Source organism: Thalassospira lucentensis (assembly GCF_011806425.1).
Taxonomy (GTDB): domain Bacteria; phylum Pseudomonadota; class Alphaproteobacteria; order Rhodospirillales; family Thalassospiraceae; genus Thalassospira; species Thalassospira lucentensis_B.
The window spans coordinates 14,813-33,483 of the sequence record NZ_JAATOV010000005.1 but is presented as its reverse complement, the minus strand read 5'-3'; the positions used below and the strand labels follow the sequence as shown (position 1 = coordinate 33,483).

The 18,671-nt window shown below is 53.9% G+C and carries 15 protein-coding genes; 6 read left to right on the top strand and 9 right to left on the bottom strand.

What is annotated here, in order from left to right:
* The 8 genes from kynA to HCZ99_RS15215 are packed head-to-tail and all read right to left on the bottom strand — an operon-like array spanning position 1 to position 9,217.
* Entirely contained in the window at positions 1-864 is an 864-nt protein-coding gene (gene kynA, locus HCZ99_RS15250; RefSeq protein ID WP_167447892.1) for a tryptophan 2,3-dioxygenase, read from the bottom strand.
* Positions 865-866: 2 nt separating this feature from the next.
* Positions 867-2,060 carry a kynureninase gene (kynU, locus tag HCZ99_RS15245; protein ID WP_167447891.1) on the bottom strand — a complete coding sequence of 398 codons (1,194 nt, stop codon included), beginning with the start codon at positions 2,058-2,060 and terminating at the stop codon, positions 867-869.
* A complete protein-coding gene (locus tag HCZ99_RS15240; RefSeq protein WP_167447890.1) occupies positions 2,057-3,682 on the bottom strand; it encodes an AMP-binding protein in 1,626 nt (541 codons plus the stop codon). The genes kynU and HCZ99_RS15240 overlap by 4 nt, the downstream gene beginning before the upstream one ends.
* 22 nt (positions 3,683-3,704) lie before the next feature.
* Positions 3,705-4,859 (bottom strand): acyl-CoA dehydrogenase family protein, encoded by a 1,155-nt coding sequence (locus tag HCZ99_RS15235; protein WP_167447889.1) that lies wholly within the window; start codon positions 4,857-4,859, stop codon positions 3,705-3,707.
* Positions 4,859-5,671 carry an enoyl-CoA hydratase family protein gene (locus tag HCZ99_RS15230; RefSeq protein WP_167447888.1) on the bottom strand — a complete coding sequence of 271 codons (813 nt, stop codon included), beginning with the start codon at positions 5,669-5,671 and terminating at the stop codon, positions 4,859-4,861. The genes HCZ99_RS15235 and HCZ99_RS15230 overlap by 1 nt, the downstream gene beginning before the upstream one ends.
* Positions 5,664-6,161, bottom strand: coding sequence for a MarR family winged helix-turn-helix transcriptional regulator (locus HCZ99_RS15225; RefSeq protein WP_217701515.1), 498 nt, complete (start codon positions 6,159-6,161; stop codon positions 5,664-5,666). Before HCZ99_RS15225 ends, HCZ99_RS15230 begins: the two co-directional genes overlap by 8 nt.
* Positions 6,158-6,916 (bottom strand): SDR family NAD(P)-dependent oxidoreductase, encoded by a 759-nt coding sequence (locus tag HCZ99_RS15220; RefSeq protein ID WP_167447887.1) that lies wholly within the window; start codon positions 6,914-6,916, stop codon positions 6,158-6,160. Before HCZ99_RS15220 ends, HCZ99_RS15225 begins: the two co-directional genes overlap by 4 nt.
* Before the next feature lie 6 nt (positions 6,917-6,922).
* Complete coding sequence (locus HCZ99_RS15215; protein WP_167447886.1) at positions 6,923-9,217, bottom strand: bifunctional salicylyl-CoA 5-hydroxylase/oxidoreductase; 2,295 nt, start codon at positions 9,215-9,217, stop codon at positions 6,923-6,925.
* A gap of 220 nt (positions 9,218-9,437) precedes the next feature.
* Between HCZ99_RS15215 and HCZ99_RS15210 the strand changes: the two genes are divergently transcribed.
* From HCZ99_RS15210 to HCZ99_RS15195, 4 genes are all read left to right on the top strand, one after another.
* Positions 9,438-10,274, top strand: coding sequence for an alpha/beta hydrolase (locus HCZ99_RS15210; RefSeq protein WP_167447885.1), 837 nt, complete (start codon positions 9,438-9,440; stop codon positions 10,272-10,274).
* A 1-nt stretch (position 10,275) separates the two neighbouring features.
* Positions 10,276-12,234, top strand: coding sequence for a 3-hydroxyacyl-CoA dehydrogenase NAD-binding domain-containing protein (locus HCZ99_RS15205; RefSeq protein WP_167447884.1), 1,959 nt, complete (start codon positions 10,276-10,278; stop codon positions 12,232-12,234).
* Between the two features lie 691 nt (positions 12,235-12,925).
* Entirely contained in the window at positions 12,926-14,200 is a 1,275-nt protein-coding gene (locus tag HCZ99_RS15200; protein WP_167447883.1) for an aromatic ring-hydroxylating oxygenase subunit alpha, read from the top strand.
* Entirely contained in the window at positions 14,197-15,330 is a 1,134-nt protein-coding gene (locus HCZ99_RS15195; RefSeq protein WP_167447882.1) for a hybrid-cluster NAD(P)-dependent oxidoreductase, read from the top strand. Before HCZ99_RS15200 ends, HCZ99_RS15195 begins: the two co-directional genes overlap by 4 nt.
* Positions 15,331-15,457: 127 nt before the next feature.
* On the opposite strand, the gene HCZ99_RS15190 is transcribed toward HCZ99_RS15195, so the two are convergent.
* On the bottom strand, positions 15,458-16,504 hold the full coding sequence (locus tag HCZ99_RS15190) for a GlxA family transcriptional regulator (RefSeq protein WP_167447881.1): 1,047 nt from the start codon (positions 16,502-16,504) through the stop codon (positions 15,458-15,460).
* 424 nt (positions 16,505-16,928) lie between these two features.
* On the opposite strand from HCZ99_RS15190, the gene HCZ99_RS15185 reads away from it, so the two are divergent.
* Positions 16,929-17,678, top strand: a complete 750-nt coding sequence (locus HCZ99_RS15185) for an electron transfer flavoprotein subunit beta/FixA family protein (protein ID WP_167447880.1) — start codon at positions 16,929-16,931, stop codon at positions 17,676-17,678.
* 20 nt (positions 17,679-17,698) lie between these two features.
* On the top strand, positions 17,699-18,637 hold the full coding sequence (locus HCZ99_RS15180; protein ID WP_167447879.1) for an electron transfer flavoprotein subunit alpha/FixB family protein: 939 nt from the start codon (positions 17,699-17,701) through the stop codon (positions 18,635-18,637).
* Positions 18,638-18,671 lie beyond the last annotated feature (34 nt).

Sequence of the window (18,671 nt, the reverse complement as noted above, 5' to 3'; positions counted from 1 at the left end):
TCAAAGCGCCGTGCGCACCCGCCAAAGTTCCGGGAACAGTTCAACTTCGAGCATTTTCTTTAAGTAACTGACACCCCCCGTGCCCCCTGTTCCGCGTTTAAAACCAATCACGCGTTCGACAGTGGTCACATGGTTAAAGCGCCAGCGACGGAAATAGTCTTCAAAATCCACAAGCTTTTCCGCCAGTTCATAGAGCGACCAATATTTGGACGTATCGCTGTAAACCTTGTGCCAGGCCGCAATCACCCCATCATCTGGCGTATAAGGCTGCGACACATCACGGCGGAGGATATGATCGGGCACGTCAATGCCAGCACCACCCAAAAGCCCCAACGCCGCGTCATACAAGCTGGGCGTTGCCAATTCTTGTTTGAGCATTTCCAGAATGTCTTCGCGGTGCTCATGCGGACGCAACATTGCAGGATTACGGTTGCCCAGCATGAATTCGATCTGACGATACTGATAGGATTGAAAACCCGATGACGGGCCCAACGCATCGCGAAACGTCGTATAGTCGCTTGGCGTCATGGTGCGCAGAACGTCCCATGCATTATTAAGCTGCTCGAAAATACGTGAAACGCGGGCCAACATTTTAAATGCCGGGCGCAAATCACCGGCCTGCATGGTGGTGCGGGCCGCACTGATTTCACGGATCGCAAGCTTCATCCAAAGTTCCGACGTCTGATGCTGAATGATAAACAACAACTCGTCATGGGCATCGGATTTTGGATGCTGAGCCGTCAGGATCGCATCAAGCGACAGGTAATCCCCATAGGACATCTGATCGGAAAAATCCGTGCACGCGCCCTCGGTGCTGGGATCGTATGGTTTGGTTTGGTTGTTTTTTTTGCTTTGCTCAGACATGATCAAGTCACCGCATTGCGTTTATGGAATTCTGGCTTATCCCAGGATTTGGTTTCCATGATCTCGGCCAGAATTTTAACCGCGCCATCGACATCATTGTTGTCGATATAAAGCGGGGTAAACCCAAAACGAATGATGTCAGGTGCTCGGAAATCACCAATCACACCGCGCGCGATCAGTGCCTGCATCACGGCATAGCCCTGATCAAACTTGAACGACACCTGTGACCCGCGGTGTTGCGCATCGCGCGGGCTGGCAAGTTCAAGCATCGGACAGGTTGCCTCAACCCCGGCAATAAACTGTTCGCACAGCTCAATACTACGTTTGCGGATATCGGCCATTTCAATGCCGTCCCACGCTTTCATCGCTTCTTCCAGGACCGTCATTTGAATAACCGGTGGCGTGCCCACCCGCATCCGCGAAACATCAGGTGCCGGGGTATAATCACGATCAAAGGCAAATGGCTGCGCGTGGCCCAACCAACCCGAAAGGGCCGGACGCACGGTTTTGGCATGATCGGGGCGCGCATAAATAAACGCCGGCGCACCCGGACCACCGTTGAGGTACTTATAGGTACAGCCCACCGCAAAATCGGCATTGCATCCTGCCAGATCAATCGGAACGGCCCCCGCCGAATGGGCCAAATCCCAAATCACAATCGCCCCCGCCGCATGGGCAAGATCCGTGATGCGTTTCATGTCATACATGCGCCCGGTGCGATAATCGACCTGGGTCAACATCAACACAGCAAGGTCTTCGTTAATCAGGCTTTCGACGTCTTCGGGGTTTGGCGTTTTAAGGACATGCCCCTTATCAAGGCTTTTGATCAGTCCCTCGGCGATATAAAGATCGGTCGGGAAATTGCCGTTATCTGACACAATCACCTTGCGATCAGGCCGAAGTTCCAACGCACTGGCCAGCGCCTGATACACCTTGATCGACAAGGTATCGCCCATCACCACCGTGCCCGGTGCCGCCCCAATCAAACGCGCAACAAGATTGCCAACACGTTCGGGCTGCGCCATCCATTTGGCATCGTTCCAGCCCCGGATCAGCATTTCACCCCATTCTTCTTCGATCATCGCCTTGGCGCGGTTTGCCGCCGATTTTGGCATCATACCAAGCGAGTTTCCGTCAAGGTAAATGACCCCGTCGGGAATATGAAAAAGGGATTTGGTGGCAGCGAAGTCGATCATGCAGACATTTCCTGTTTCAGTCTAAAGCGCTGGATTTTTCCAGTTGCCGTTTTTGGCAGGGCCTCGATAAACACGACAGAGCGCGGATATTTATAAGGCGCAATCGTCGCTTTTACATGATCTTGCAATAGTTTGGCCATCTCTGGTGATGGATGCACATCGGTTGTCAGAACCACATGTGCCTCGACAATTGTGCCGCGATCTTCATCGGGGGCACCAATCACTGCACATTCGGCAACATTTGGATGGGAAAGAAGGGCGGCTTCGACCTCTGGCCCGGCGATATTATACCCGGCCGAGACGATCATATCGTCATTGCGCGCGGCAAAATGGTAATAGCCGTCTTCATCCACAAAGAACGCATCCCCGGTCAGGTTCCAGCCATCGCGCACATAGGTGCATTGGCGCACATCATCAAGATACCGGCACCCCGTCGGCCCGCGCACGGCCAGTTTCCCAACCGTACCAACCGGAACTTCGTTCATGTCATGATCCACGATCTTGGCTTCATAGCCGCCCACCGGACGCCCGGTACACGCAGGGTGACTGTCGCCAAATCGGTTGGAAATAAAGATATGCAGCATTTCGGTCGCCCCGATGCCATCTAGCATCGGCTTGCCGGTTTTTTTCATCCAGGCATCATATACCGGTGCTGGCAAAGTTTCCCCGGCTGAGACCGCCGCACGCAGCGATGACAAATCCGCCCCGTCTTCCATGGCCGACAACATCACGCGATAGGCCGTCGGTGCGGTAAAGCAAACGGTCGCCTTATATTTTTCGATGATTTCAATCATGTTGGGCGGGGATGCCTTTTCAAGCAACGTCGCCGTCGCCCCAAAACGCAGCGGGAAAATCGCAAGCCCCCCCAAACCAAACGTAAAGGCAAGCGGCGGCGACCCAACAAACACATCATCCGGCGTCACATTAAGCACTTCCTTGGCATAGCCATCAGCAATGATCAAAAGATCACGATGGAAATGCATGGTCGCCTTTGGGCTTCCCGTAGTGCCGGATGTAAAGCCAAGCAACGCCACGTCATCGCGGCCGGTTTTAACCGCCTCGAACTTGACCGATTTTGTCAGGGCAATGCGATCAAGTTCGGCATCGTGATTGGCTGTGCCGTCAAATCCGATGACCTTTTTCAGAAACGCGCTGTCCTTGGCACAGGCCACCATTTCATCCATCAAGCGCGTATCACACAGGGCAAATTCGATTTCTGCCTTATCGACAATCTGCGACAGTTCCCCAGATCGCAGCATCGGCATGGTATTGACCACAACCGCCCCTGCCTTGGTCGCTGCCAACCAGCACGCCACCATGGCCGGATTATTCGCCGAACGGATCAAAACCCGGTTGCCCGGTTTCACCCCGTAATCTTCGACCAGCGCATGCGCAATCCGGTTTGTCCAGTCTGCCAGTTCCTTATAGGTGCGCTGGCGGCCATTGCCGATCAGGGCGGTGTTATCGCCAAATCCCTGTTCGACCATTTTATCGGTCAGTTCGACCCCGGCATTCAAATAGTCGGGATAGGCAAACTGGTCCAAATTGAACTCTGGCCAGTCTGCCGTTGGCGGCAGATTGTCGCGCGTGAAGTGGTCCGTATGTGCAGTCGGTCCAAGCATTGTAAAGCCCCTGATAAAGCCATTATTCCGCCAGCGTTTGCCGTGCGATGATTATTTTTTGGACGTCTGATGCGCCTTCATAAATACGAAGGGCGCGAATTTCCCGATACAGCAGTTCAATGATGTGCCCACTGCGCACACCATCGCCGCCATGAATTTGCACCGCCTTATCAATGACGGTTTGTGCATGATCGGTTGCATAAAGTTTTGCCATGGCCGCTTCACGGCTCACACGTGGGGCGCCACTGTCCTTAAGCCACGCCGCGCGATAAACCAAAAGGGCCGATGCATCGATATCAAGCGCCATATCGGCAACATGGCCCTGAACCATTTGCAGATCAAAAAGCGGCGCACCAAAAAGTTCGCGTTGCTGAACCCGTTTGATTGTTTCATCAAGCGCCCGGCGCGCAAAGCCAAGGGCCGCGGCGGCAACGGTTGACCGGAAAACATCCAAAACCGACATCGCAATTTTAAAACCATCCCCACCCGAACCGATCAGGGCATCTTTGGGGATACGGCAATCGGTGAATTTCAACCGTGCAAGCGGATGCGGCGCAATCGTGTGCAGCCGTTCAGCAATCTCCAACCCCGGTGTGTCCGCCGAAATGACAAAGGCCGATAATCCCTTGGCACCCGGGGCTTCGCCAGTACGGGCAAAGACGCAGTAAAAATCGGCAATCCCGCCATTGGAAATCCAGGTTTTTTCGCCGTTTAGAACAAAAAAATCACCATCACGCTGGGCATCAAGGGCGATATTGGCAACATCGGACCCCGATTGCGGCTCGGTCAGGGCGAAGGCGGCGATCCCCGTGCCAGAACGTACTTTCGAAAGCCAATCCCCCCGGTGGGCTTCGGTTCCAAACAAAGAGATCGCGCCGCTCCCCAAGCCTTGCATGGCAAAGGCGAAATCGGCCAATCCGTCGTACCGCGCCAAAGTTTCGCGGATCAGACACAGGGATCGGACATCCAGTTTTGATCCATCATCATTGGGATCAATCGCCGCATGCTTTAACCATCCGCCATCGGCCAACCGCCCGACCAAATCGCGGCAGGCATCATCGACATCACTGTGATCAATACCGCCAAGGTTCGATGCCGCCCATTGATCAAGCTTTACCGCCAATTCACGGTGGCGGTCTTCGAAAAACGGCCAATCAAGGAAGGATGTATCTGCCATCAATCGCCCTCAAATACCGGTTTTTCTTTGGCGACAAAGGCCTTATAGGCGCGATTGAAATCTTCGGTCTGCATACAGATCGCTTGCGCCTGTGCTTCGGCCTCGATCGCCTGTTCGATCGACATATTCCATTCTTGGGCCAGCATGGTCTTGGTTATCATGTGACCGAAATTCGGGCCTTGCGAAATCCGGGTGGCAAGGGCGATGGCCTCTGCCTCCAGCACGTCGGCATCGACCAGACGGTTATAAAATCCCCAACGTTCGCCTTCTTCGGCGGACATGGAACGCCCGGTATATAAAAGTTCTGCCGCACGGCCCTGCCCGATAATACGCGGCAGAATGGCACATGCCCCCATGTCACAGCCGGCCAACCCGACACGGGTAAACAGAAACGCTGTTTTCGATGCTTCCGTCGCCAATCGAAGGTCGGACGCCATGGCAATAATCGCCCCGGCCCCGACACACACGCCGTCGACCGCCGCAATCACCGGTTTGCCACAGCCAATGATCGATTTGACCAAATCGCCGGTCATGCGGGTGAATTCCAAAAGCCCCTTCATGTCCTTGGCAATCAGCGGACCAATAATGTCATGCACATCCCCGCCTGAACAGAAATTGCCGCCATTTGATCCAAACACCACCGCCTTAACATCATCGGCATAGACCAGATCGCGGAACGTATCGCGAAGTTCGGCATAGCTTTCAAACGTCAGCGGGTTTTTACGATCAGGACGATCCAGCGAAATAACCGCAACGTCGCCTTCCATGCGCCAGTTAAAATGGGTCGGTTTGATGTTGGCCATTTTAGTCATGGGGCGCCTCGTTATGATGGGAAATGGTACGCAGGATACGGATCAAACCATCGGCATCACGGGCCGAAAGATCGGAAAACAGCTCCGACACCCAAGCTTCATGGACAAGCGCACGTTCGGCAAAATCCTTCTCACCCGCTTCGGTCAGGCGGACAATCGATGCGCGGCGATCATTTTCGACCGGCACCCGCACCAGCAATCCTTCGCTAACAAGCCGATCCACAATCCCGGTGACATTGCCGTTCGACACCATCAATGATTTTGAAAGTTCGCTCATGCGCATGCCGTCGCGTTCCCGGTACAGGGCGGCCAAGACATCAAAACGCGGCAAGGTCGATCCGAATTCGATGCGCATTTTTTCACGCAATTCGCCTTCGATCTTGCGCGATACCTTTAAAATCTGAAGCCATGCGCGCAGACGTGCCTTGGAAAGATCAGATGTTTCATTGTCCATCTGGTCGCGCTGGTCATCGGAATGATTCATATTCATATTTCTCCTCCCGATACAGAAATCGTCTGTCCGGTCATGGATGCCGCCTGTGGGCTGCAAAGCCACATGACGGTATTGGCTACTTCTTCTGGCGCGATGAAGCGGTTTTGGGGATTAATTTTGGCAAGGCTTGCGCGGGCATCGGTCGAACTCATCCCGGTTTTGGCAACGATGTTTTCAACCGACTTTTCAAGCATCGGTGTTTCCATAAAGCCCGGACAAACCGCATTGACGGTTATCGCACTGCTGGCAAGTTCGGCCGCCATGCCTTTGACCAGCCCGACCACACCATGTTTCGCCGCGCAATACGCGCTGACATAGGCATAGCCCTTAAGCCCGGCGGTCGAGGCAATCGAGATCAAACGACCGGGCTTGTTTTTGTCCATCACGGCCAATCCTTCGCGGAAGGTCAGGAACGTACCGGTCAAATTCACATCCATGGTTTGGCGCCACAGATCGGTCGATGTTTTGCCAATTGGCGCACTTTCGGCCATTCCGGCATTGGCAATCACAAGATCCGGCGCACCGATCTGGCCAACCATCGTCGCATACATGTCGCGCACCGATGTCTCGTCGGTCACATCGGCAACGATGGCGGTGATGTTTTCATGTTGGGCGACGTCGGCCAAAACATTGCCCCGACGCCCCGATACGGCAACCTTAACCCCGGCATCGGCCAGCATGCGGGCCATCACGGCCCCAACACCTGAACCACCCCCGGTAATCAATGCGCGCCCAACAGCAAGATCGGCCATAATTGCTTATACCTTTCCCGTCATGACATCAGCACGTTCCGCCAAACGGACCATCTGATCACGCCCGGCATAATAGGGTGCCGGCCAGTTTTCGGTGTCATTGCCAAGGGCAACTGATTGATGCAGCGTCCAATACGGATTGGCCAAATGCGGGCGCGCCAAACACACAAGGTCCGCACGCCCGGCCATCAGGATCGAATTGACATGATCGGGTTCGTAAATATTGCCAACCGCCATGGTCGCGATATTGGCTTCGTTGCGAATTTGATCGGAAAACGGGGTTTGGAACATCCGCCCATAAACCGGGCGGGCATCAATGGTTGTTTGCCCCGCCGACACGTCACAGATATCAACGTCATTGGCCTTAAGCATACGGGCGATTTCAACCGCTTCTTCGGGGGTTACCCCCGCGTCCCCGACCCAATCACTGGCCGAAATACGCACCGAAAGCGGCTTGTTCGCAGGCCAAGCAGTCCGTACTGCCTTAATAACTTCAAGCGGATAACGCATGCGGTTTTCAAGCGACCCGCCATATTCATCGTCACGCACATTGCTGACCGGACTGATGAAGGATGACAAAAGATACCCGTGTGCCGCATGGACTTCGATCATGTCAAACCCGGCGCGATCGGCCATTTTGGCACTTTCGACAAACTGATCACGCACCGTGTCCATATCATCACGCGTCATGGCCTTTGGCGCTTGATTGCGGTCCGACCATTTGACTTCAGACGCTGACAAAAGCGGCCAGTTCCCATCTGCAAGCGGCGCATCCATTTCATCCCAGCCAAGCTGGGTTGATCCCTTGCGCCCGGCATGCCCGATCTGCATGCACAGCTTGGCCTCGGTTTCGGTATGGATGAAATCAACAATCCGTTTCCAGGATTGTTCATGCGCATCGTCATACATCCCCGGACATCCGGGCGTAATGCGACCATCCGCCGACACACAGGTCATTTCCGTATAAACCAGTCCGGCACCGCCCTTGGCCCGTTCACCGTAATGCACCAAATGCCAATCGGTCGGGCAGCCATCCACCGCCTTATATTGCGCCATTGGGGAAACAACGATCCGGTTTTTAAGATCCATATCGCGCAGTTTGAACGGCACAAACATCGGATGGCGCGCACCATCACGCACCGGAACCCCGGCCTGTTCCTGGAACCAGCCCTCTGCCTGGCCAAGCCATTTGGCATCGCGAAGCCGCAGGTTTTCGTGGCTGATGCGTTGGGACCGGGTCAAAAGCGAATAGGTAAACTGAACCGGATCAAAATCGAAATAGCGTTCAATTTCTTCGAACCATTCCATCGAATTGCGCGCCGCTGATTGCAGGCGCAAAACTTCAAGACGGCGTTCATCTTCGTATTTACCAAAGGCCGACTTCAAATCAGGTTCAGAATGCAGGTAATTTGCCAGCGCAATCGCACTTTCAAGCGCAAGCTTGGTACCCGACCCGATGGAAAAATGCGCTGTTGCCGCCGCATCACCCATCAAAACGATATTTTCATGCGACCAGCTTTTGCACAAAACACGCGGGAAGCTCAGCCACGCCGAACCGCGCACATGATGCGCATTGCTAATCAGGCTGTGACCATCAAGATGATCCTTAAAGATATCCTCGCAGGTGGCGATGGATTCTTCTTTGGTCATCTCGCCAAAGCCATATGCGTCCCAGGTTTCCTGCGAACATTCGACAATGAAGGTCGCCGTTTCATCATCAAACTGATAGGCATGCGCCCATACCCAACCCTTGTCGGTTTCTTCAAAGATAAAGGTAAAAGCATCATCAAATTTCTGATGGGTCCCCAGCCAGACAAATTTGCATTTGCGCGTATCGATATCAGGTTGGAAATGCTGTTCATATTCAAGGCGGGTTTTGGAATTTAGCCCATCGCAGGCAACAACAAGATCATAGTCCTTGCGATAGTCTGCCGCACTGTGGACTTCGGTTTCAAAACGCAGATCAACACCCAGTTCGCGGGCACGCTGCTGAAGCAAGATCAAAAGCTGTTTTCGGCCAATGCCGCAAAATCCATGCCCGGTCGATACCGTCTTGGCCCCGCGATAATGAACCGCGACATCATCCCAATAGGAAAAATGATCGCGAATGGCTTCCGCGCTTTTCGGATCATTCTGGGCAAGGTTTGTCAGAGTTTCATCAGACAACACAACGCCCCAACCAAACGTATCGTCGGGCTTGTTGCGTTCAAACACCACGACCTCGTGGGCCGGATTACGCAATTTCATCGATATCGCAAAATAAAGCCCCGCAGGACCGCCACCCAGACAAGCTACTTTCACCAGCTTTTCCCTTCCTGATTTATTTGGTTGTTTTGGGAAACTGTCAAAACGGTACGCCCCGTTTATATTTATTTCAAGCATAAATATTTTGAGTTTGAAATATCTCTAAAATTGCCTAGAATTTGCGTTGGCTGCCCGCGCTGCGATAACAGGATACGGTATTGATGCAAAACAGCCGTCGCGCATCACCGACCAACCGACAATAAGGAAAACACACCACATGATTACCGACTGGGACGACGCATATGCTAATGGCGACCATATTGCCGATGCAAACTCATATCCGGGCATGTGGTCCGAACAGGCAGCAGCATTTCGTGAAACGCTGATCACCGCCAAGCGTGCGGAACTTGACGTTTCCTATGGCGCAGAAGATCGCGAAAAATACGATCTGTTTCTGCCCGAAAATGCGCCCAAGGGATTGGTGGTGTTTGTCCATGGCGGGTATTGGAAGGCCTTTGATAAATCGGTTTGGTCACATCTTGCCAATGGCCCGGTCGCCAAGGGGTGGGCGGTATGCATGCCAAGCTACACCTTGGCCCCGGATGCGCGCCTGTCAAAAATCACCCAACAAATTGGCGCGGCAATTGATCACGCCGCCACCAAGATTGAAGGGCCGATCCATTTGACCGGCCATTCCGCCGGTGGCCATCTTGTCAGCCGTATGATCAGCAATACAAGTCCCCTCTCACCTGCGACCCTAGCGCGGGTAAAAAATACCGTCTCGATTTCGGGGCTGCATGACCTGCGCCCGCTTTTGAAAACGGCGATGAATGATGTTTTGGGTCTCGATGATCAAGAAGCGTTGCAGGAAAGTGCAGCCCTTTTGAACCCGGCACTTCCCTGTTCGCTGACCTGTTGGGTTGGTGCGGAGGAACGTCCGGAATTTGTTCGCCAGAACGATCTTTTGGCCAATATCTGGACCGGGCTTGGTGCATCAACCCGTGCGGTCCATGCCCCGGATAAACACCATTTCAACGTCATCGCCGATCTGGCCGAACCAGAATCCGATTTAACAGCCTGCCTGCTGAACCCGATTAATCCGGAGGATACATAACATGTCGACCGTCAGTCTAAGCACTGAAAACGACATTGCCATTATCACCATCGACAATCCGCCGATCAACGCCACCAGCCATGGTATTCGGCAAGGCATCGTCACGGCCCTTGATCAGATTGATGCTGATCCCGCGATTAAGGTCGCCATTCTGATCTGTGCCGGGAAAACATTTATCGCCGGGGCTGACGTGTCGGAATTTGGCAAACCGCCAATGGACCCGATCCTGCCCGACGTTATCAAGCGACTTGAAACCACCCTCAAACCAGTCATTGCCGCCATTCACGGCCATGCCTTGGGCGGGGGCTTGGAAGTTGCCCTTGGCTGTCATTATCGCATCGCTGACAAGGGGGCCAAACTTGGCCTGCCCGAAGTTAATCTGGGGCTTATCCCGGGTGCCGGCGGCACTGTGCGCCTTCCGCGCCTTGTCCCCGTCAAAGACGCGGTGACCATGATCACCGGCGGCAAGCCGGTTTCGGCAAACCGGGCCAATGAAATCGGTCTGTTGGATGCTGTTTGCCATGGGGATCTTCGCGATGCGGCGCTGGATTTTGCCCGCACCGTTATGGATCGCCCGCGCCCCATCGAACTGCTGCGTCAAAGTCCCGTTGATGTCCCAAATGGTGACCAGTGGGAGGAGATCGAGGCAACCGTGCGCAAAAAGGCCCGCGGCCAAATCGCGCCAATGATCGCGGTTCAGGCCATCCAATGCGGCATTGAACAAGGCGCATCCGAAGGCCTTACGCACGAGCGCGAAAAGTTCGTCGTGCTCCGCGACAGTGACCAGTCCAAGGCCCTGCGTCATATTTTCTTTGCCGAGCGATCGGTTGGCAAGCTGCCAGAACTGTCTGGGGTAGCACCACGCCCGCTTCATGAAATCGGCGTCATTGGCGGCGGCATCATGGGGGCCGGGATCGCCACCGCCGCGCTGTTGGCTGGCTATGCCGTCGTGATGATCGAACGCGACGACGATGCTTGCGAACGCGGCATTGCCAATGTGCGCCATCATCTGGGCGGATCCCTTAAACGCGGCCTTATTGATCAGACCAAGCATGATCATCTTCTGGGCGACCTGATCAGCAGCACGGATTACGCGGCCCTTGCCAATTGCGACCTCGTGATCGAAGCCGTGTTCGAAGACATGTCTGTCAAACATGATGTGTTTGGCAAATTGTCCCAACATTGCAAGTCTGATGCGGTTTTGGCATCGAACACGTCCTATCTTGATATCAATGACATTGCCGCCCAATGCGCCCATCCAGAACGGGTGATTGGGCTTCATTTCTTTTCCCCTGCCCATGTCATGAAGCTGCTTGAAGTGGTTCGTACCGATCAGGCCGATGCCACGACCCTTGCCACCGCCATGCAGTTTGCCCGCAAACTTGGCAAAATCGCCGTCCCGTGCGGTGTCTGCGATGGCTTTATTGGCAATCGCATCATGTCGGCCTATCGCAAGCAGTGTGAATACATGCTCGAAGATGGCGCGCTTCCCCATCAAATTGACAACGCCATGGTAAAATTTGGTTTCCCGATGGGGCTGTTTGCCATGCAGGACATGGCGGGGCTTGAAATTTCATGGGCAACCCGCAAACGCCTTGCGCCATTTCGCGATCCAAGCGAACGATATGTCGCGCTGGGTGATTACCTGTGTGAAATGGACCGGTTTGGTAAAAAGAACGGCCTTGGCTGGTATCGCTATGATGAAAATGGCAAAGCCCACCCGGACCCGGATGTTGATGCGCTTGTAATTGCCGAATCTGAAAAAAAGGGCATCACACGCCGCGATTTCACCGACGCGGAAATCATGGACAACATCCTTGATGCCATGCGCCGCGAAGGCGACGCCATTCTGGCCAAAGGCATCGCAATGAACGCGGATGCGATCGATGTTGTCATGGTCAACGGATATGGCTTCCCGCGCCACAAAGGTGGTCCAATGTTCTTGACCCAAAAGTCATAATCTAAAAAGAACGCCCGCATCCAATTTCATCGTTTTTTGGCGCAATGTATCCCAATCGGGACGGCTGAGATTTTTCCGCCGTCCCGATATGCGTTTTGGACGACTTCAACCGCCCCCATAAACGGTTCCCCAGCGCCCCCAAAAGCTGTCTGATCAGTGTGAAACGACGGTGTTTTGGTCATCGCAATAGTTTTGGATCACACAATACAGCGCTGCGTCGCAAACCTACTGTCTTTTTGACTTAAGCTTTCTGCCAAATTGTCATCAATCCGAAATAGATTTTCAAATCGTCAAATATCTAAAGACGACGATACAAGAGCAGGTTACCTGCCGACGACGATTAGGGAGAATTTGGGTGCAACTGACAGCCCGCGACGCTGAACCTGCTTGGCAGGTGACTGATCATATCCGTGCAAGGACATCCTTGAACACGGCGAATACCCGCATCATGTTTGGATATATGGGGCGTGGTCAGTCATTGTCATCAGAAAGGTCAGCAACCGCATTATCTGTCTGTCAATTACCTCGGCCAATTGGACTGTCATACGCGCATTCCGTCCGGATCAGATATCCGGTGGGACAGCTAAAACGACCAACGACTTGCTGCAAAAGACGCTAACTCCCTGCTGCAGATATTGCGTCCTGCACAGGCTTCCATCCAGGCACCATTTAGAAGCCGAGGTACCCGACCATGCGTTCATCATCAGACATTCAAAACCTTGTTGCCCGTCGCGAAAAAGGCAAAAGCCTCGAAGCACCCTTCTATAGCTCACCCGAAATTCTTGATCTTGATATCAAGGTGATCTTTGGCCAGCACTGGATTTTCGTCGCGGTCGAACCGGAACTTCCGGAACCGGGCGATTGCATCACGGTGGATGTGGACAAAACATCGGTGTTGTTGTTGCGCGGTGATGATATGGAAATTCGCGGCTTCCACAATGTGTGTCGCCACCGCGGTGCCAAGCTGATTGACGAACCCGCAACCACAATCGGCAACATCGTGTGTCGCTATCACGGCTGGACCTATAACGAGGATGGCGAACTCATCCTTGCCGAACATATGGGGGCGGGCTTTGACAAGGAATGCCACGGCCTTAAAACCGTGCATGTGCGCTCAATCGCGGGGCTCATCTTTATCTGCCTTGCCAAAGATGCGCCAAGCGATATCGATGAAATGGCCCGCGTGATGGAGCCCTACTTGGCCCCCCATGATATTGCCAACTGCAAAGTCGCCCATACGTCTGAGCTGATCGAAGAAGGCAACTGGAAGCTGACGATGGAGAATAACCGGGAATGCTATCACTGTGATGGCAACCACCCGCAGCTCACCGTACCATTGTCCGCATTTGGCTTTGGCTTCTCGCCCGATGAAATGGATGAGCGTCGCTCTGACGAGGTGAAAAACTATCTTTCTGCCATTGAAAAAGACCACGCCCGTTGGGAATCATGTGGCCTGCCCTCGGCAGAAGAAGATCAGCTTTCCAATGTGACCGGTTTCCGCACCATGCGCCTGCCGCTCATGCGTGATGGGGAATCGCATACGCTTGATACCAAGGTTGCCTCTAAAAAGCTGCTTGGCAACTTTACCGACGCCAAGCTGGGTGGGCTTAGTTTCTGGACCCATCCAAATTCGTGGCATCACTTCATGAGTGACCATATCGTCACCTTTAGCACCTTGCCGCTTGGCCCGGATCGGACCCTTGTCCGCACCACGTGGCTCGTGAATAAAAATGCCCGTGAAAACGAAGATTACACCGTTGATAACCTGACCCATGTCTGGAACATGACCAACGTACAGGATGCCGAACTTGTCCGTCTTGCCCAGATCGGCAGTCAGCAACCTGCTTACGAGCCAGGCCCGTATTCCACCTACACAGAACCGCATGTCGAAGCTTTCTGTGATTGGTACATCAAGCGCCTGGAAGATCACTTTGCCACCACCAAAGCCAGGATTGCCGCAGAATGACCGCGAACAACACAACTGCGAACGGACAAGGTGGCACAAAGCCCGGTGAGGAAATCCTGACCGAAGCAACCCGTGTTCCGCTTTGGGATCCCGAAAATGATGACGTACTTGTCTGTCGGCAAGTACGTCAGGAAACCCATGATGTGAAAACATTCGTGTTTTCCGGACGCGAACCGCGCGATTTTCGCTACTCGCCCGGACAGTTCATGACGTTCGAACTTCCGGTCGAAGGCATGGTCACGCGCTGCTACACCATTTCTGCATCGGCGGCACGTCCGTACCGAATTGAAATTACGGTCAAACGCGTTCCCGGTGGCCCGGCGTCCAACTGGCTTCATGATTACATGGTGCCTGGCAAAGAAGTAAATGTGTCTGGCCCGGGTGGCGAATTTACCACCGATGCCACCAGCGATGAAAAATTGCTGTTTATTTCTGCGGGCAGCGGCATCACACCGATGATGTCAATGACACGTACCGCATGTGATTTGTCCGAACCGACCGATCTGCATTTTGTCCATGCGGCCCGCACCCCGTCGGACCTAATTTTTCGCGATGAACTGTCACTTCTGGCCGCACAGAACCCGGGACTTAAAGTATCCCTGACCTGCGACAGCACATTGGCCAGCCACAGCTGGACAGGCTTTTGTGGCCGTCTCAGCCTACCGATGCTGTCGCTGATGTCGCCAGACTTCAAAGACCGCAAAGTTTTCTGCTGTGGACCGGGACGGTTCATGGAGGGGGTGCGCAACATGCTGCGCGAAGCCGGTTTCGACATGGACAAGTACTATGAGGAAAGCTTCGATTTCGGGGCAGAAACCGCAGGTACCCTTGAAGAACACAGCTCTGTCGCACCAGAAATCAGCGACCAGACCTTCCGGGTCAGTTTCAGCAAAACCGGGCATGTTGTTGAATGCAGTCCGGGGATGACGATCCTTTCGGCGGCACGCGAAGCGGGGCTTCTGCCGGTATCATCCTGTCAGCGCGGCATTTGTGGCACCTGCAAATCCAAGCTGAACTCTGGCGAGGTCGACATGCAGCATGGCGGCGGCATCCGCCAACGCGAAATCGATCAGGGCAAAATCCTGATCTGTTGCTCGACCCCGCTTTCGGATGTGGAAGTCGAACTGTAAAATCCTGACTTGGGGCGCTGCATCAAACCGGCGCCCCAATCACGATACGAATATCCCATCCGCACATAAGGCGTCACGTTACTGGGTGCGAACCGCACGCGGACGGCATCTGCATGCAACGTTCGGATTATCCGTTCAGTGTGACCTCTGGCTGTGTGTCCTCGCCCAAAAATTCCACTTCGGACGTCACCGGACGCCGCAAGGCTTGCGGTGTACAACCATAACGGCGGCGGAACATCCGACTAAGGTGCGAAGAGTCACAGAACCCGCAATCCACCGCGATCTGGGCAACGGACTTTTGGCTTTTCTCGATCAGGTGATGGGCCAAATCAAGGCGGATATTCAAAAATGCAACCTGCGGCGATGTGTCCAAGCTCATGCGAAAATGCCGCTCGATCTGTCGCTTGCTGTTGCCCATGCGTTGCGCGATCTCCTGAACGGAAATCGGCATATCAATGTTTTGCTGCATGATCAGCAAGGCCCGCTGCACAATCGGGTCTTGTGTCTTAAGGTCAAGTGGGATGCCCGGCTGTGGTTTTTCGGCCTGAAGCGCATCATCAATGATCATGATATGCAGGCTTTTGTTGGCATGTGCGCGCCCGACATGCTTATCAACAAGATAGGCCGCCAAATGCGCGGAACTCACCCCACCCGAACAGGTCAACCGATCGCGATCAACAACGAAAATTTGTTCTGTGACAGGGTCCAGTCCCTCAAATTGATCGACAACTTCGGAATGATGGAACCAGCTGATGCAACAGCGATACCCATCAAGCAATCCGGCCTCGTGCAGCAAAAACGCGCCCGTACAAACCCCGACAAGTGGCACACCCGCAGCGGCCGCTTCATGCAAAAACTTCTGATAGGCGGGGCTCAGGTTCGGGGCTTCGTCCATTAAGCCACCAACCACGACGATGTAATGAAACCGTCTGGGATCGCCAAGCCGTTCTTTGGGCTGCACGGTAATGCCACTACTGGACGTTATCGGGTCCATGCGCTCGGATAAAACCGTCCAGTTACACAGGATCGGACGACTGCGATCCCCCTCGTCTGCGGCCAGCCTTAGCACATCGACAAAGTTTGCAAATGCGCACAGCGTGAACCGGTTGGCCAGAATAAATCCGACACTCAGGCGGGGCGTGTTTTGATTACCAAATTTCGCATTCGTAAGCACCGGTCCCTCCGATACAGACAAGGTTTCTTCTTTTGTCGTAGCGGTAATCTCAGTTTGACGCAAACATTCTATTTTGTGGCGCAAAAAGTCGCCAGATTATCAACTGTGATTTCGCCAACCAAACCGGGAAACCAAGAGAAACACTTTGGACTCGACGTATTGAACTTAAGATACGTGATCTTAAAGCGCAAACTTTCAAACAGAATATTCGCGCCCCTAAGATGTGATGTTCATCATGTTGATCAGCCCCGGCTTTGGAAACGCAGCATCAAAACAGAACACATAACAAAGACCGGCGTCACCTTCGGAAGTGTCACTGCACGTAACGCTTCCCATCTTTGAAAAAGCAACACAGACCGCGTTTGATGCGCTGGTCGTCCTGGGACAAAGAATTTTGTTCGGGGCTTCGATGGAGAGGATCATCATGAAGGTACTCGTACCTGTGAAACGCGTCGTCGATTACAACGTGAAAATTCGCGTGAAGGCGGATGGCACGGGCGTTGATCTTGCCAATGTCAAAATGTCGATGAACCCGTTTGACGAGATTGCCGTCGAAGAGGCCGTGCGCCTGAAAGAAAACGGTCAGGCCGACGAAATTGTTGCGGTTTCCATTGGCCCGGCGCAAGCACAGGAAACTCTTCGCACCGCCCTTGCCATGGGGGCGGATCGCGCCATCCTGATCACGGTGGATGGTGTGACCGAACCGCTCAGCGTCGCAAAAATTCTTGCCGGTGTTGTGAAGGACGAAGAACCGGGCCTTGTGATCCTTGGCAAACAGGCCATTGATGATGACGCCAATCAGACAGGTCAAATGCTGTCGGCCCTTTTGGGGTGGTCGCAGGCAACCTTCGCCTCCAAGCTTGAACTTGGCAGCGACAGTGCAAAAGTAACCCGTGAGGTCGATGGCGGCCTTCAGGCAATCAACATCAGCCTTCCGGCCATTGTCACCGCCGACTTGCGCCTGAATGAGCCACGCTATGCGTCGCTTCCCAACATCATGAAGGCCAAGAAAAAACCGCTCGAGACGAAAACACCCGATGATTTCGGTGTGACAATTGCCTCGCGCCTTCGGGTCATTCGGGTGGAAGAGCCCCCTGTCCGTCAGGCGGGTGTCAAGGTCGCCACGGTCGCAGAGCTGGCCGACAAACTCAAAAACGAAGCTGGCGTCATCTGAACCAAGCGGAGATTGAAATTATGCCTATCCTTCTTTTTGCCGAGCATGACAATACCGCCCTTTCGGATCAGACCGCCAAGGCACTGACCGCCGCCCTTAAAATCGGTGGCGACATCGATATTCTGGTGGCCGGCAACAATGATCTTGATGGGGTTGCCCAAGCCAGTGCCAAACTTTCTGGTATCCGCACCGTCTTGGTTGCCAAAAGTGACGCACTGGAAAATCAGCTGGCGGAAAATGCCGCCGAACTGATCGTGTCGCTAAGTGGTGAATATGACACCATTCTGGCCCCGGCCACCGCAAACGGTAAAAACATCATGCCGCGCGTCGCCGCCCTGCTCGACGTCATGCAAATTTCCGAGGTGATGGATGTTGTCGATGCCGACACCTTCAAACGCCCGATCTATGCCGGGAATGCGGTTGAAGTCGTACAAACGACCGATGCGACAAAGGTCATGACCATCCGCACATCAAGCTTTGCCGCCACCGAAGACGGCACCAGCACCGCCGAGATTAAAAACGTCGATGATCATGCAAGCGATGCTGGCAAATCATCATTCGTTGAAAACATCCTGTCGCAAAATGATCGTCCGGAACTTGGATCGGCCAAAATCATTGTGTCGGGTGGTCGTGCCCTTGGATCCGAAGAAAAGTTCAAGGCCGTCATGACCCCACTTGCCGATAAGCTTGGCGCAGCCGTCGGCGCATCCCGTGCCGCCGTTGATGCCGGATATGCCCCCAACGACCTTCAGGTGGGGCAAACCGGCAAGGTGGTCGCACCTGATCTTTATATCGCCTGCGGCATTTCCGGCGCGATCCAGCATCTGGCGGGCATGAAAGATTCAAAGATCATCGTTGCGATCAACACTGACGAAGACGCCCCGATCTTTCAGGTCGCAGATTACGGCATTGTCGCTGATCTGTTTGATGTCCTGCCCGAGCTGGAAGGTCAGCTCTGATCGCACCTTAAACCCATTGAAACGGAACTGATCC